The sequence below is a fragment of the Actinoplanes sp. CA-051413 genome, assembly GCF_050955795.1.
Taxonomy (GTDB): Bacteria; Actinomycetota; Actinomycetes; order Mycobacteriales; family Micromonosporaceae; genus Actinoplanes.
Window position 1 is genome coordinate 5,371,664 of the sequence record NZ_CP192100.1, and the last position, 14,175, is coordinate 5,385,838.

Annotated in this window: 14 protein-coding genes; 6 read left to right on the forward strand and 8 right to left on the reverse strand. The window is 71.4% G+C overall.

Going from position 1 to position 14,175, the window contains the following annotated elements; all coding sequences use genetic code 11:
- Positions 1–2: 2 nt before the first annotated feature.
- The 6 genes from paaB to paaN are packed head-to-tail and all read right to left on the reverse strand — an operon-like array spanning position 3 to position 5,780.
- The gene (gene paaB / locus ACQP2Y_RS25340; protein ID WP_360554573.1) at positions 3–299 is read right to left on the reverse strand and encodes a 1,2-phenylacetyl-CoA epoxidase subunit PaaB; all 297 of its coding nucleotides are present in this window, start codon (positions 297–299) and stop codon (positions 3–5) included.
- On the reverse strand, positions 296–1,240 hold the full coding sequence (gene paaA / locus ACQP2Y_RS25345) for a 1,2-phenylacetyl-CoA epoxidase subunit PaaA (RefSeq protein ID WP_433717515.1): 945 nt from the start codon (positions 1,238–1,240) through the stop codon (positions 296–298). Before paaA ends, paaB begins: the two co-directional genes overlap by 4 nt.
- The gene (locus ACQP2Y_RS25350; protein WP_433717516.1) at positions 1,237–2,127 is read right to left on the reverse strand and encodes a 3-hydroxyacyl-CoA dehydrogenase family protein; all 891 of its coding nucleotides are present in this window, start codon (positions 2,125–2,127) and stop codon (positions 1,237–1,239) included. The genes paaA and ACQP2Y_RS25350 overlap by 4 nt, the downstream gene beginning before the upstream one ends.
- Positions 2,124–2,885: an enoyl-CoA hydratase/isomerase family protein gene (locus ACQP2Y_RS25355; RefSeq protein WP_433717517.1), complete on the reverse strand. Its 762-nt coding sequence runs from the start codon at positions 2,883–2,885 to the stop codon at positions 2,124–2,126. Before ACQP2Y_RS25355 ends, ACQP2Y_RS25350 begins: the two co-directional genes overlap by 4 nt.
- Complete coding sequence (locus tag ACQP2Y_RS25360) at positions 2,885–4,099, reverse strand: thiolase family protein (protein WP_433717518.1); 1,215 nt, start codon at positions 4,097–4,099, stop codon at positions 2,885–2,887. Before ACQP2Y_RS25360 ends, ACQP2Y_RS25355 begins: the two co-directional genes overlap by 1 nt.
- Positions 4,092–5,780, reverse strand: coding sequence for a phenylacetic acid degradation protein PaaN (gene paaN / locus ACQP2Y_RS25365; RefSeq protein WP_433717519.1), 1,689 nt, complete (start codon positions 5,778–5,780; stop codon positions 4,092–4,094). The genes ACQP2Y_RS25360 and paaN overlap by 8 nt, the downstream gene beginning before the upstream one ends.
- Before the next feature lie 82 nt (positions 5,781–5,862).
- Here paaN and paaI point away from each other — a divergent pair, with 82 nt between their 5' ends.
- The 3 genes from paaI to paaK are packed head-to-tail and all read left to right on the forward strand — an operon-like array spanning position 5,863 to position 8,286.
- Positions 5,863–6,312: a hydroxyphenylacetyl-CoA thioesterase PaaI gene (gene paaI, locus ACQP2Y_RS25370; protein WP_433717520.1), complete on the forward strand. Its 450-nt coding sequence runs from the start codon at positions 5,863–5,865 to the stop codon at positions 6,310–6,312.
- A complete protein-coding gene (locus tag ACQP2Y_RS25375; RefSeq protein ID WP_433717521.1) occupies positions 6,309–6,959 on the forward strand; it encodes a TetR/AcrR family transcriptional regulator in 651 nt (216 codons plus the stop codon). Before paaI ends, ACQP2Y_RS25375 begins: the two co-directional genes overlap by 4 nt.
- Positions 6,960–6,978: 19 nt before the next feature.
- Positions 6,979–8,286 (forward strand): phenylacetate--CoA ligase PaaK, encoded by a 1,308-nt coding sequence (gene paaK, locus ACQP2Y_RS25380; RefSeq protein ID WP_433717522.1) that lies wholly within the window; start codon positions 6,979–6,981, stop codon positions 8,284–8,286.
- Here paaK and ACQP2Y_RS25385 read toward each other — a convergent pair.
- A complete protein-coding gene (locus tag ACQP2Y_RS25385; protein WP_433717523.1) occupies positions 8,268–9,290 on the reverse strand; it encodes a LacI family DNA-binding transcriptional regulator in 1,023 nt (340 codons plus the stop codon). The two genes, paaK and ACQP2Y_RS25385, sit on opposite strands and share 19 nt — an antisense overlap.
- 96 nt (positions 9,291–9,386) lie before the next feature.
- Between ACQP2Y_RS25385 and ACQP2Y_RS25390 the strand changes: the two genes are divergently transcribed.
- Positions 9,387–10,556, forward strand: coding sequence for a Gfo/Idh/MocA family protein (locus ACQP2Y_RS25390; protein ID WP_433717524.1), 1,170 nt, complete (start codon positions 9,387–9,389; stop codon positions 10,554–10,556).
- A 70-nt stretch (positions 10,557–10,626) separates the two neighbouring features.
- On the forward strand, positions 10,627–11,631 hold the full coding sequence (locus ACQP2Y_RS25395) for a sugar phosphate isomerase/epimerase family protein (protein ID WP_433717525.1): 1,005 nt from the start codon (positions 10,627–10,629) through the stop codon (positions 11,629–11,631).
- 581 nt (positions 11,632–12,212) lie between these two features.
- Here ACQP2Y_RS25395 and ACQP2Y_RS25400 read toward each other — a convergent pair.
- Positions 12,213–12,356 (reverse strand): hypothetical protein, encoded by a 144-nt coding sequence (locus ACQP2Y_RS25400; RefSeq protein WP_433717526.1) that lies wholly within the window; start codon positions 12,354–12,356, stop codon positions 12,213–12,215.
- Between the two features lie 284 nt (positions 12,357–12,640).
- Between ACQP2Y_RS25400 and ACQP2Y_RS25405 the strand changes: the two genes are divergently transcribed.
- Positions 12,641–14,161, forward strand: coding sequence for an OmpA family protein (locus ACQP2Y_RS25405; protein ID WP_433717527.1), 1,521 nt, complete (start codon positions 12,641–12,643; stop codon positions 14,159–14,161).
- Positions 14,162–14,175: the final 14 nt, after the last annotated feature.

Sequence of the window (14,175 nt, forward strand, 5' to 3'; positions counted from 1 at the left end):
CCTCAGATGTGCGGTACGGAGTCGGGAATCGAGTAGTACGTCGGGTGCCGGTACACCTTGTCGCCGCTCGGTGAGAAGAACGCGTCCTTCTCGTCCGGGCTGGAAGCGGCCACATCGTCCGAACGCACCACCCAGATGCTCACGCCCTCGTTCCGCCGCGTGTACAGGTCACGGGCGTGGTGCAGCGCCATCTGGTGGTCGGCGGCCCGCAGCGAGCCGACGTGCACGTGGTTGAGGCCGCGCTTGGCCCGCACGAACACCTCGAACAGCGGCCACTCGTGCTTGATCTCCTCGGTCATGCCGCTACCTCCTGACGTCGACGCGCGTGCGCGGCAGCCGCCTCACGGACCCAGGCGCCTTCCTCGTCGGCGCGACGCCTGTTCTCGATGCGCAGGGAGTTGCAGGGCCCGTCGCCGGAGATGACCCGCTTGAGCTCGGACCAGTCGATCGGCCCGAAGTCCCAGTGCCCGCGCTCCTCGTTCCAGCTCAGGTCGGGGTCGGGCAGGGTGACGCCGAGGGCCTCGGCCTGCGGCACGCTCATGTCGACGAAGCGCTGCCGCAGCTCGTCGTTGCTGTGCCGCTTGATCTTCCAGGCCATGGACTGGGCCGAGTTCGGCGACTGGTCGTCGGGCGGGCCGAACATCATCAGCGACGGCCACCACCAGCGGTTGACGGCGTCCTGCACCATCTCCCGCTGCGCCGGGGTGCCGCGCATCATCGTCATCAGCAGCTCGTAGCCCTGCCGCTGGTGGAAGGACTCCTCCTTGCAGATGCGGATCATCGCGCGCCCGTACGGGCCGAACGAGCTGCGGCACAGCGGCACCTGGTTGCAGATCGCGGCACCGTCGACGAGCCAGCCGATGACGCCGACGTCCGCGAACGACAGCGTCGGGTAGTTGAAGATCGACGAGTACTTCTGCCGGCCCTCGATGAGCCGCCGGGTCAGGTCCCCGCGGTCGGCGCCCAGGGTCTCGGCCGCCGAGTACAGGTACAGCCCGTGCCCGGCCTCGTCCTGCACCTTAGCCAGCAGGATGGCCTTGCGGCGCAGCGAGGGCGCGCGGGTGATCCACTCGCCCTCCGGTTGCATCCCGATGATCTCGGAGTGAGCGTGCTGGGCGATCTGCCGGATCATCGTCTTGCGGTAGCCGTCCGGCATCCAGTCGCGCGGCTCGATGCGCTGGTCCTTGGCGATGGTCTCGGTGAAGGTCTTCTCGTTGGTCTGCGTGACCGTGTCCGTCATCGGGTCTCCTCCCAGGTATGGAAGCCCTGTCCGGTCTTGCGACCGAGCTCGCCGCGGGCCACCTTGTCGCGCAGCAGCCGCGGCGGTGCGAACCTTTCGCCGAGCTCGCGGTGCAGGTGCTCCGCGATGGCGAGCCGGACATCGAGGCCGACGAGATCGGTGGAGCGCAGCGGTCCCATCGGGTGCCGGTAGCCGAGCTCCATGGCGCGGTCGATCGACGCGGCGTCGGCGACGCCTTCCTCCAGCATCCGGATGGCCTCCAGGCCGAGCAGCACGCCGAGGCGGCTGGTGGCGAAGCCCGGCGAGTCGCGGACCACGATCGGGGTCTTGCCCAGCCCGGCCGCCCAGAACTGGGCGGCGTCGCGGACGGTGTCGGCCGTCTGCGGGCCGACGACGATCTCGACGAGGTCGCTGGCCGGCACCGGGTTGAAGAAGTGCATGCCGACGAAGCGCTCGGGCCGGTGCAGGCCTTCGGCGATGCCGGCGATGGAGAGGGAGCTCGTGTTGCTCGCGAGCACGGTGTGCTCCGCGACGGCCTTCTCGGCGGCGGCGAGGACGCCGATCTTCATGCGGGCGTCCTCGGGCACGGCCTCGACGACGAGCTCGGCCGCCGCCGGCAGCGCGGCGATGTCGTCGGTGACGGTGATCCGGTCGAGGACGACTGCGGGGTCCTCGGCGAGCTTGCCGCGCTCCGCGGCCCGGCGCAGCGCGGCACCGAGACGCTCCCGGGTGGACGCACCCGCGGCTGGGTCAGCCTCGACGACCGTGACGGAGGCACCGGCGGCCGCGAAGACCTGCGCGATCCCGGCGCCCATCCTGCCCCCACCGATCACTCCGACGGCCTTGGGCGCACCCGAGCCCACTGGCGGCGGTGCAGCGGCGGTCATCGGCGTTCTCCTGACAGGAAAGCGTCCATCCGGGTGCGCTTGTCCTCTGATTCGAAGAGGATCGCCTGGGCCAGGTCGTCGGCGACCGGATGGCCGCCCGGGGAGTCGGTGACCAGCTTGGTCAGCCGCAGGGCGAGCGACCCCGACCTGGCCATCCGGTCGAGCAACGCGTGGCCACGCTTCAGCAGCTCCTCGGCCGGCACGATCTCGGCCACCAGGCCCAGCCGGTAGGCGTCCTCGGCGTCGAGCCGCCGGCCGGCCAGCAGCACCTGCTTCGCCACCGAGGCGCCGACCAGCTCGCGCAGGCGCCAGCAGGCCCCGGCCGCGGCGAGGATGCCCAGGCCCGGCTCGGGATTGCCGAAGGTCGCCGTCGGTGTGGCCAGACGGACGTCGCAGGCGTAGGCCAGCTCGGCGCCACCGCCGAGCGCCCAGCCGTCGACCGCCGCCACCGTGGGCAGCGGCAGCCGGGCGATCCGGTCGAACAAGCGGCTGTTGATGCCCTGCAGGGCCTGCTCCCGGCCGCGGTCGCGCAGCTCCGCGATGTCGGCCCCGGCGGCGAACGTGCCGCCGTCGCCGGTGAGCAGCAGCAGCCTCGGCCGTTCCTCCAGGCCCGCGCACACCTCGTGCAGCTCGCGGACCATGGCCGCGTTGATCGCGTTGCGGGCCTGCGGCCGGTGCAGCGTCACGACCACGCGGTCGTCCGACTCCTCGACCTTGATGGCGGTGGGAGCCGAGACGGCCGTGGTGGCTTCGGTCATCAGACGCGCTCCACCAGCATGGCGACGCCCTGACCGACGCCGACGCACAGGGTGGCCAGCCCGCGGCGGGCCTCCTCGCGTTCCATGCGGCCGAGCAGGGTGACGGTGAGCCGGGCGCCGGAGCAGCCCAGCGGGTGCCCGAGGGCGATCGCGCCACCGTCGGCGTTGACCCGCTCCTCGTCGAGCTTGAGCCGGCGCAGCACCGCCAGCGACTGCACCGCGAACGCCTCGTTGAGCTCCACCGCGTCGACATCGCCGACGCCCCAGCCGGCCCGGGCCAGGGCCTTCTCGGTTGCGGGCACCGGGCCGAGGCCCATGATCTGCGGCGGGACGCCGGCGCTGGCCGAGGTGACGATGCGGGCGCGCGGGGTCAGGCCGTACCGCTGCACGGCCTCGGCGCTGGCCACCACCACGGCGGCGGCGCCGTCCGAGAGCGGCGACGACGACCCCGCGGTCACCACGCCACCCGCGCGGAACACGGGTCGCAGGGCACCGAGGCGTTCGAGGCTGCTGCCGCGGCGCGGGATCTCGTCGACGGTCAGCTCGCCGTCCTTGAGCGGCACCGGCGTGATCTCGGCGGCGAAGCGGCCGGCGTCGATCGCGGCGATGGCACGCTCGTGGCTGCGCAGCGCGAAGGCGTCGCTGTCGGCGCGGCTGATGCCGTCGAGGGCCGCGACTTCCTCCGCCGTCTCCCCCATCGTCAGGGTGACCCGGCGGTCCTCGGGGCCGGTGCCGGCGTCCTTGTCGTGCGCGGTGAAGCGGGGGTTGGTGAAACGCCAGCCCAGTGAGGAGTCCACGATCTCGCCCGGGCGGGCCCACGGCGTGCCCGGCTTGGCCATCACCCAGGGCGCCCGCGTCATCGACTCGACGCCGCCGGCCACGATCAGGTCGGCCTCGCCGCTGCGGACCGCCTGGGCCGCGGAGATGATCGCGGTGAGGCCGCTGGCGCAGAGCCGGTTGACCGTGTAGCCGGGGACCGTGTCGGGCAGGCCGGCGAGCAGCGCGGCCATGCGCGCGACGTTGCGGTTGTCCTCACCGGCCTGGTTGGCCGCACCGAGGATGACCTCGTCGATCGCTTCGGGGGGCACCTCGCCGCGGCTGACCGCCTCCCGGACGACCAGGGCGGCGAGGTCGTCGGGGCGCACGCCGGAGAGGGCACCGCCGTACTTGCCCTGCGGGGTGCGGACTCCGCCGACCAGGAAGGCCTCAGGCATTGCGCTCCTCGGTGACGTGGTGACGCGACTGCAGCGTGAAGAACCGGCCGGTGACGAAGTAGCTGTCGGTCAGCGAGGCGGTCGCGGCGGGGTTGGCCGCCGTGCCGTGCAGGTCACTGAACGCGGCGGTCTGGTTGACGAAGACGCCGCCGGTGAGGTTTTCCGAGAGGTGCACGCCGGCGTCCAGCGCGGCCTCGCGAGCCGCGGCCAGCACCTCGTGCGAGGTCGAATAGACCGAGGCGGTGAGCGCGCCGTGGTGCTGCACCGTCTCGGTGAACAGCGCGAGGCTGTGCGCGGTCGACTCGGTGGCGATGACGAACGACACCGGCCCGAACCACTCACGGGTGTAGGCCTTCTCGTCGGCCGCGTCGAGCCGCAGCACCACCGGCGTGCGGATGGTCGCGTCCGGATACTGCTCGTCCGTCACAGCCGCGGATGGGTGGATGACGCTCGGGGCGTTGCCGGCCTCGGTGAGCCGGGCCAGCACGCCGTCGTTGACGATGGCGCCCAGCGTGCCCGCGGCGCGCTTGGGGTCGCCGAGCAGCTTGTCGAGCGCGGCGGACAGGTCGGCGCCGAACTCCTCCACGCTGCGGTGGCCGGCGTCGGTCTCGATGCCGGTCGACGGGACCAGCAGGTTCTGCGGGGTGGTGCACATCTGCCCGCTGTAGAGCGACAGCGAGAACGCCAGGTTGCGCAGCAGGCCCTTGTAGTCGTCGGTGGAGTCGACGATGACCGTGTTGAGGCCGGCCTTCTCGGTGTAGACCACCGCCTGGCGGGCGTTCGCCTCGAGCCAGTTGCCGAACTCGCTGGAGCCGGTGAAATCGACGATCCGCACGTCGGGGTGGGTGGCCAGGGTGGCGGCGATGCCGTCGCCGCGCTCCTCGACCGCCAGGGTCACCAGGTTGGGGTCCTGCCCGGCCTCCGCGAGCACTTCGCGGGCGATCTGCACGGTGATGGCCAGCGGCAGCACAGCGCCGGGGTGCGGCTTCACGATGACCGGGTTGCCGGTGACCAGGCTGGCGAACAGGCCGGGGTAGCCGTTCCAGGTGGGGAAGGTGTTGCAGCCGATCAGCAGGGCGACACCGCGGCCGACCACCGTGCTGGTCTTGGCCATGCGCAGCGGATCGCTACCACGCTGCGGCTTGGCCCACGACGTGGTCACGGGAATGCGCGTCGACTCGGCCAGCGCGACGGCGACGGCCTCGAGCCCGCGATCCTGGGCGTGCGCCCCGCCGGCCTGGAACGCCATGACGAACGCCTGGCCGGTGGTGTGCTGCACGGCGTGGGCGATCTCGAAGATGCGGGCGTTGATCCGGTGCAGGATCTCGGCGGCCACGCCGGCCCGGCCCTGCGGCCCGGCGGCGCGCCAGCCGGGGATCGCGGCGCGCGCGGCGGCGATCAGGGCGGCCGGGTCACCCTTCGGGTAGCGGATGTCCAGGGCGATCCCGTACGGCGAGCGCTCGGTCGCCACGGTGCCGCTCGCACCGGGCACCTCGATCGGGAACTCCGCGCCGAGCAGGGCCTGGAACGCGCGTTCACCGGCCGGCGCGGCGTCCTCGCCGTAGACGGACTTGCTCGGCGACTCGGGATACGCAGACCAGTAGTCGCGCGTGGCGGCCGCCTCGATCGCCTTGTCGAGCAGCTGGCGGTGCTTCTCGTAGAACTCGGCGGGGGTTGTCATCGGCGCTCCTGTGCGGTTGGCTGTATCCATATTTACCGTCCGTTCGGTCGGTAATCAAGACCGGGCGGGAAACGGAGGGAACATGGCACGCGGAAACGGGGCACCGGCGGACGAGCCGCAGCCGGCAGGAGCGCGCACCGCAGCGCACGACATGTTCGACCGGGACAAGGCCTCCCAGGCCCTCGGCATCGAGTTGATCTCCGCAGGCGGGGGCAGTGCAGTCGCGCGGATGACGGTGACCGCCGGGATGGTCAACGGTCACGGCATGACCCACGGGGGCTACCTGTTCCTGCTCGCCGACACGGCCTTCGCCCTGGCCTGCAACGCAGCCGGCCCGGTGACCGTCGCGGCCGGCGCCGACATCATGTTCCTGCGGCCCACCGCGGAGGGCGACGAGCTCGAGGCCCGCGCCGTGGAGCGCGCGTCCAGCGGCCGCAGCGGTGTCTACGACGTCACGGTCACGCGCGGCGGCGACGTGATCGCCGAGTTCCGCGGCCGCAGCCGCGTGATCAGCACGGGCCGGCCCGCATGACGGACCGGACCGACGATCCGGCCCGCGCCGAACGTGTCGTCGACTACCTCGAGGAACGCAACCGGCCCAAGCGCGGGCGGCCCGGCCACGACCTCGGCGCGGTGCTGGCCGCGGCCGTCCGGCTGTTCAACGAGCGCGGGTACGAGGCCACCAGCATGGACGACGTGGCCAAGCGGCTGGGCATCACCAAGTCCAGCCTCTACCACCACGTCACCGGCAAGCAGGAGCTGCTGCGGATCGCCGTCGACCAGGCTCTGGACGGGTTGCACGAGGCGATGGACGAGGTGGAAGGGCTGGACGCGCCCGCCCTCGACCGGCTCGAGTCCCTCATCCGGCGCAGCGTGCTCGTCCTCGCGGAGCGCCTGGAATACGTGACGTTGCTGCTGCGCGTACGCGGGAACACGGCGGTGGAGCAGCAGGCCCTGCTGCGCCGCCGGATCTTCGACGCCAAGGTCACCGAGCTGGTCAAGCAGGCCCAGGCCGAGGGGGCCATCCGCCCGGACGTGGACGCCGCCACCGCCGCCCGGCTGCTCTTCGGCATGGTCAACTCATTGATCGAGTGGTACAGCCCGCGCCGCGGCGGCGCGGCGGAGCTGGCCGAAACCGTCACCACCATCGCCTTCGACGGCCTGCGCACGAGGCAGTGAGGTTCACAGAGGAGACGACATGCAGGACCGTACCCCCCGCCCCGAGGATCTCGACCCGATCGAGCGAGCGTCCGTCGATGAGCTGCGGGCGCTGCAGCTCCGGCGCCTGCAGTGGTCGCTGCGCCACGCGTACGACAACGTGCCGCAGTACCGCAAGATGTTCGACGAGATCCAGGTCCACCCCGACGACCTTCACGAGCTGACGGACCTGGCGAAGTTCCCCTTCACCGACAAAGCGGTGCTGCGCGCCAACTACCCGTTCGACATGTTCGCCGTCCCGCGCGAGCAGATCTCCCGGCTGCACGCCTCGTCGGGCACGACCGGGCGGCCCACCGTGGTCGGCTACACCCGCCAGGACATCCGCACCTGGGCCGAGCTGATGGCCCGGTCGATCCGGGCCTCCGGCGGCCGGCGCGGCGACCGGGTGCATGTCGCCTACGGGTACGGCCTGTTCACCGGCGGGCTGGGCGCCCACTACGGCGCCGAGGAGCTGGGCTGCACGGTCATCCCGATGTCCGGCGGCATGACCGAGCGCCAGGTGATGCTGATCAACGATTTCAAGCCGGACGTCATCATGGTCACACCGAGCTACATGCTGGCCATCGTGGACGAGATGCACCGGCAGGGCATCGACCCGCGGAGCACGTCGCTGGCCGTCGGCATCTTCGGCGCCGAGCCGTGGACGCAGGACCTGCGGCGCGAGATCGAGGACCAGCTCGACATCCACGCGCTGGACATCTACGGCCTGTCCGAGGTGATGGGCCCCGGCGTGGCGACCGAATGCGTCGAGACCAAGGACGGCCTGCACGTCTGGGAGGACCACTTCTATCCCGAGATCATCGATCCGCAGACCGGCGAGGTGCTGCCGGACGGCGAGCAGGGCGAGCTGGTCTTCACCTCACTGAGCAAGGAGGCCATGCCGGTCGTGCGCTACCGCACCCGCGACCTCACCCGGCTGCTGCCGGGCACGGCCCGGCCGATGCGCCGCATCGAGAAGATCACCGGCCGTACGGACGACATGATCATCCTGCGCGGGGTGAACCTCTTCCCGACCCAGATCGAGGAGCTGATCCTGCGCACGCCCGAGCTGGCACCGCACTTCCAGTGCCTGCTCAGCCGGGACGGGCGCCTCGACACGATGACGGTGAAGGTGGAGCGCCGGCACGGTGTCGAGCCGGCCGCGGCCGAGCTCGCGGGCCGGCAGCTGGCCACCCTGGTCAAGAACACGATCGGCGTCAGCGTGGCGGTGGCCGTGATCGAGCCCGACGGCGTGGAGCGCTCGGCGGGCAAGATGCGCCGCATCGTCGATCAGCGGCCCAAGGACTGATCCTCCGGCCGGGGCGGTGGCCCGGTGCTGCCCCGGACCACCAGGCGCGGGTTCAGGACGACCTCGAGCCGCTGCTTGCGGCCCTCGTCGAGGCGCTGGACCGCGGCGAGCACCGCGTGGCGAGCCTGGGCGGCGGCGTCCTGGTTGACGGTGGTCAGGTCGATGTGGACGAGATGGGCGAGCGTGCTGTCGTCGTACCCCACGATCGAGACGTGCCCGGGCACCTCGATGCCGGCGCGGACGAACGCGTCCATGACCCCGACGGCGCAGCGGTCGTTGGAGGCCATGACGGCCGTCGGCCGGTCAGGGCTCGCGGCGAGCAGCCGCCCGGCGCGGATGCCGCCCTCCTCGGTGTGATCGCCCGCGATGATGCGGATCTCGTCGGCGAGCCCGGCCCGGCGCATGCCGTCGCGGTAGCCGCGCCGGCGCGCGGCCGCGACGACACCGCGACCGCCGTCGACGAAGGCGATGCGCCGATGACCGAGACCGATCAGGTGAGCGAGGGCCTCGGCGACCCCGACATGGTCGGCTGGGCGCACGACATCGACGTCGCCGGTGGCGACGCGCCGCCCGATCGCGACCACGGGGACCTGAGCGGCGAGGGAGGCGAGCCGCTGATCCGCGGCGTCCGGACCTAACAGGAGTACGGCCTCACAGCGGAAGTCGAGCAGCGTCTCGATCGCCCGATCCTCATCACGGTGCCGGGTCAGCGTGGACAGCACCACCTCGTAGCCGACCTGGTCCGCCTCGGCCTGGATCTCCTCGACCAGCTCGGCGTGGAACGGGCTGCGGATGTCGAGCATCACACCGAGCAGGTGACGCCGCCGGCGGGCCAGCATGCTCGCCGTGCGATCCGCGCGATAGCCCAGCTCAGCGGCCGCTTCGAGAACTCGGCGACGGGTCTCGGCGCTGGGACCGGGGGCACCGCGCAGCACCAGCGAGACCGACGCCGTGGAGACGCCGACCCGCGCGGCCACGTCGTCGAGCCGGGGTCGTTGATCCACTCCTGAAACCTCCGGAAGCACCCTTGACACACAACGAGATCGACTTGGATAGTACTCGCAGTTAAAGCGCTTTAAACCCTGGACCCCGGAGGTCCCATGACCCTCTCGTCTCCCGGCGTCGCTGTCATCGGCGCCGGCATGGTCGGCCGCGCCCACGCGAACGCCTACCGCAACGCCGCCACCGTCTTCGCCCCCGGCCGGCCCGCGCCACGCCTGGTCGCCATCGCGGACACCCACGAGCCGTTCGCCGCCGACGCCGCCACGCGCTACGGCTTCGCCCGCACCGAGACCGACTGGCGGGCCGTGATCGACGCGCCCGACGTGGACGCGGTCACCGTCGCGGTCGCCAACAACCTGCACCGCGAGATCGTCGAGGCCGCGCTGGCCGCCGGCAAGCACGTCCTCTGCGAGAAGCCGCTCGCCCCGAGCCTCGACGACGCGCAGGCCATGGTCGACGCCGCCGCGGCCTCCGACCGGGTGGCAGCCGTCGGTTTCACCTTCCGCCGCTCCCCCGCGATCAACGCCATCCTCGAGCAGGTCCGCAACGGCGGCCTGGGCCGGGTGCGGCACCTCGTCGGCACCTACTTCACCGACTACGGCTTCGACCCGCAACGCCCGATGAGCTGGCGATACCTCGGCGGTCCGGGTTCCGGCGTGCTGGCCGACATCGGCAGCCACCTCGTCGACCTGGCCGAGTTCTTCTGCGGCCCGACCACCGGCGTGCAGGGCACGTCGATGAGCACGCTCGTCGCCTCTCGCCCGAAACCGCTCGGCGTCACCGTCGGGCATGCCGGCGGCGTCGAGCTCAGTGACGAGCACGTCCCGGTGGAAAACGAGGACATCTGCACCTTCACCACTACCTACGCGGGCGGCACGCTCGGCACGTTCGCCCTGTCCCGGGTGGCGTTCGGCCACGCCAACACGCTGCGCCTGGAGCTGTTCTGCGAGAACGGCACGGCGTCGTTCGACCTGACCCGGCCGGGCGAGTTCAGCATCATCGACGGCACACCCGGGCAGAGCGTGAACGGCGCCCGGCAGGTGTTCATCGGGCCGTGGCATCCGTACGTCGCCCGCGGACTGCCCATGGACTTTCCCACGGTCGGCCACGGCCAGAACGACTTCTTCGTGTTCCAGGCCCGCGCGTTCCTCGACCAGATCGCCGGCATCCAAGAGCTCCCACCGTGCCCGGACCTGGCGCACGGCCTGCACAACCTGCGCGTGCTCGACGCGGTCGTCTCCGCCACCGACAAGCCCGTCCTGCTCTGACCCCCACGCCCGTCCTGCTCCGACCCACGCCCGTCCTGCTCTGACCTACGCCCGTCCGGAAGGCAATGCCATGAAGCTCGGCGCCTACACCGCGTGCCTGCACGACCGATCCCTGGACGAAACCCTCAAGATCCTCGGCGAACTGGGCCTGACCAGCGCGGAGATCAACGCGGGCGGTTTCATCCCGGCCCCGCACCTGCCCATCGACGACCTCCTGGCGAGCACCGGCGCCCGCGAGGACTACCTGGGCCGCTTCGCCCAGGCCGGCATCGAGCTGACCGGCCTCAACGTCAACGGCAACCCCCTCAACCCCGACCCGGCGGTGGGCCCGAGACACGCCGCCGACCTGCACCGCGCGATCGACGTGGCGGCCGGCCTGGGAGTCGGACGCGTCGTCACCATGTCCGGGCTGCCGGCCGGCGAGCCCGGCGGCACCACGGCCAACTGGGTGGTGAACCCGTGGGACAGCCAATATCTCGACATCCTCGACCACCAGTGGCACCAGGTGGCGGTCCCGTTCTGGAAGGACATCAACGCCCGCGCGGCCGCCGCCGATGTCAAGATCTGCATCGAGATGCACCCGCACAACCTCGTCTTCAACCCGCCGACGCTGCAACGCCTCGTCGAGCAGACCAACGCAACCCACATCGGCGCCGAGATGGACCCGAGCCACCTGTTCTGGCAGGGCATGGACCCGGTCGCCTGCGTCGAATACCTCGGCGACCTGGTCTTCCACGCTGCGGCCAAGGACACCAGGATCAACCCCGACAACGCCAAGGTGTACGGCGTCCTGGACGACCGCTTCACCCGTACCCCGGCCGACGCCAACCCCCTCAACCTGGGCGGGGCGAACACGCTGAACCAGTGGCCGAAGAGCCCGTCCTGGGAGTTCGTGGCGGTCGGGCGCGGGCACGGTGTGGAGGAGTTCTGGGTGCCGTTCCTGAGGGCGTTGAGTGCGGTGGACCCGGACATGGCGGTCAACATCGAGCACGAGGACCAGGCGTTCGACCAGGTCGAAGGGCTGCGCCTGGCGGCCGAGAATCTACTCGCCGCGGCGTCACAAGCGGGCGTCTGAGCAGGCGTGCGGGTGGGCGATTGAGCCAGCGCGTGCGGGTGGGCAATCGAGCCGGCAGGTGCGGGTGAGCAATCGAGCCGGCACGTCCAGGTGAGCAATCGAGCCGGCAGGTCGGATGAGCAATCGAGCCGGCGCGTCCGGGCGGGCGACTGAGCCATTTCGTCCGGGCGGGCATCCGGCCGCGGGACTGATCGCCGGGCGATCCAGGGTCTGAGCGGGATTTCCAGCAGGCGGCAGCACGGGGTCGAAGCGCTTTGCAGACGCGGGTTCCGGAGGGGTGAGGCGACTGGTGGGCGATGGAGTGAGAGGTCGAGCTGATGATCCGCGCACGCGCTGATCCCGGAAGGGAGGAGTGGCTTCGAACTGTCCCGGCAAGGTGCTGCGCGTAGCGGCAGAGGGATGGCGCGGCTGGTGGCTGCGTAACGACCGGCCGGCTGCGAGGCGAGGTGCTTGAGATGGCTGGGCAAGCGGCGATGGCGGGGCCTGCAGCCATCGCGCGAATGAGACTGGCCGTGGCCGCCGACAACGGCGTCGGTGGTCGCGGCTACCGGGCGCGACGCCAACGCAGCAACGTCGACCGATCATCTCCGCGGGTGACCGCAGAGACTGGGCCAGCCGTCCAGGCGGTCGAGCACCAGGGAAACGGCAGCCATCCCGATCGCGACGCGCCAGTCGATGACCCGGGCCGCGCCGAACCCCTGATTGCCGTCGTAGATCTGCGGCACAAGCCGCGTCCGCAACACCGCGGAATCAACGGACCACCCGCATCAGGCGAAGCACGGTATCCACAACCCTCGCAGACCAGACCGGCATCGCGCCACTCGGCGATGGCCCGACGACCACCCACCCGGGGCGATGAGCAGCATGAACACCCGAGATGCCGGCGGGCTGGAGCGGGGAACCCGATGCGGGCGGGGCAATCCACCAGGCCTCAGCCCGCACAGCAGCGAAACCTGAGGCGACATACGGCTACTAGGCTGGGACACGGTAACCACAGCCGGGAGGTCAGGTGCGACGCTCACGAGCCTTGGTCGCTGTCGGCGTCACCGCCCTCGCCGTCGCGGCGTGCAGTGACGACGCAGCCTCACCGACGGCCGTGACCGCAAGCCCTTCAGCCTCAGCGAGCATCACCGCCCAGCCCGCCGCGCAGGTCAGGACCGTCGACGCCGCCGGTGACATTCTGCAGATGAGTGTCGGGCCACTGATCCGGTCCGGCGACTCCCTCGTGCTCACCGCCCAGACCCGGCTCGAACGGTCCGCAAGCGGCAGCGCCAGCATGGTCAGCCGGCACTTCTCCACCCTCCTGACCAACTCCTTCGACGCCGCCCGGCTTGTCGATGAGGCCGGACGCCGGGTCTACCTCGTCTCCGAAGGGCTCGACGGCAGCGGCTGCGTCTGCACCGGACTGGTCCGCTTCGAGGTCGGTGAGACCCGTCCCCTGCAAGCCGTCTTCCGCGGCGTACCCACCGAGGTCCAGCGGCTGTCGGTCATGCTTCCCTACGCCGGCGTGTTCACCGACGTGCCCGTCACCGACGGCATCGTGCCCGCGCCGCCCGCCGAGCAGACCAGAGCCGGGCAGGTGCAGGAGCCCCTCGACCCCGCAACGGCAGCTCCCGCGTTCACCGCCGCCCTCGAGTCGTACACCGAACGGCTCGACGTCGCGCTGCGGACGCGGCGGACCGCCGACCAGGTCGACATCAGCCTGGACACCGACGTGCTGTTCCGGCTGGACAGTGCCGAGCTCACCCCGGGCGCCGGCAAGTCCATAACCGCCGCCGTCATCGACCTCAAGGCTGCCGGGCCCGGCCCGCTCACCGTCACCGGCCACACCGACAGCACCGGCACCACCGCGCACAACCAGGACCTCTCCCAACGACGCGCACAGGCCGTGGCCAAGGCGCTTCGGGCGGCGCTGCCCGATCAGCAATGGCCCAAGACCGTCGCCGCCGAGGGTGAGAGCAAGCCGGCCGTGCCCAACGATTCCGATGCTCATCGGGCGCTCAACCGGCGGGTCGCCATCACCTACCGGGCCCGCGGGGCGGCCACCCCGGCTCCGGCCAAGGCCGTGCTGCCCAAGACCACCGGCGAGCAGGGCCGCGCCCCCGACGGTGTCGAGGTCGCCATGCCGCTCAACCGGGGCACCCTGCGCTTCGTGCCCGGCCCGGCCACCGTACGGGGACCGTTCCTGCTGGTCAGCCTCACGGCCCGCAACGTCGGCGACAACAAGGCCACCATCCTGGACTTCCTCGGCCAGGGCGTGTTCACCGTCCGGGACGAGTTCGACCCGTACGCCCGGTACGGCACCGCCGGTGTCCGCCTGCTCGCCGGGGACACCGCCGCCTACGGGCTCGACTACGAGTCCTCCCCCGGCTCCCACCGCTGCCTCTGCGACCGGATCCTCAACAAGGCCATCCCGCCGGGCAGCGAGCAGGTGCTCTCCCTGTGGTTCCCGGCCCCGCCCGCCGGCACGGGCACCGTCACTCTCGACGTGCCCGACCGGCTGCGGATCACCGGTATCCCGGTCGCCTGACCCGCCGGGCACGG

Coding starts and splice junctions, on each gene's coding strand:
- paaB (WP_360554573.1), bottom strand. CDS start 299: ATGACCGAGGAGATCAAGCACGAGTGGCCGCTGTTCGAGGTGTTCGTG.
- paaA (WP_433717515.1), bottom strand. CDS start 1,240: ATGACGGACACGGTCACGCAGACCAACGAGAAGACCTTCACCGAGACC.
- ACQP2Y_RS25350 (WP_433717516.1), bottom strand. CDS start 2,127: ATGACCGCCGCTGCACCGCCGCCAGTGGGCTCGGGTGCGCCCAAGGCC.
- ACQP2Y_RS25355 (WP_433717517.1), bottom strand. CDS start 2,885: ATGACCGAAGCCACCACGGCCGTCTCGGCTCCCACCGCCATCAAGGTC.
- ACQP2Y_RS25360 (WP_433717518.1), bottom strand. CDS start 4,099: ATGCCTGAGGCCTTCCTGGTCGGCGGAGTCCGCACCCCGCAGGGCAAG.
- paaN (WP_433717519.1), bottom strand. CDS start 5,780: ATGACAACCCCCGCCGAGTTCTACGAGAAGCACCGCCAGCTGCTCGAC.
- paaI (WP_433717520.1), top strand. CDS start 5,863: ATGGCACGCGGAAACGGGGCACCGGCGGACGAGCCGCAGCCGGCAGGA.
- ACQP2Y_RS25375 (WP_433717521.1), top strand. CDS start 6,309: ATGACGGACCGGACCGACGATCCGGCCCGCGCCGAACGTGTCGTCGAC.
- paaK (WP_433717522.1), top strand. CDS start 6,979: ATGCAGGACCGTACCCCCCGCCCCGAGGATCTCGACCCGATCGAGCGA.
- ACQP2Y_RS25390 (WP_433717524.1), top strand. CDS start 9,387: ATGACCCTCTCGTCTCCCGGCGTCGCTGTCATCGGCGCCGGCATGGTC.
- ACQP2Y_RS25395 (WP_433717525.1), top strand. CDS start 10,627: ATGAAGCTCGGCGCCTACACCGCGTGCCTGCACGACCGATCCCTGGAC.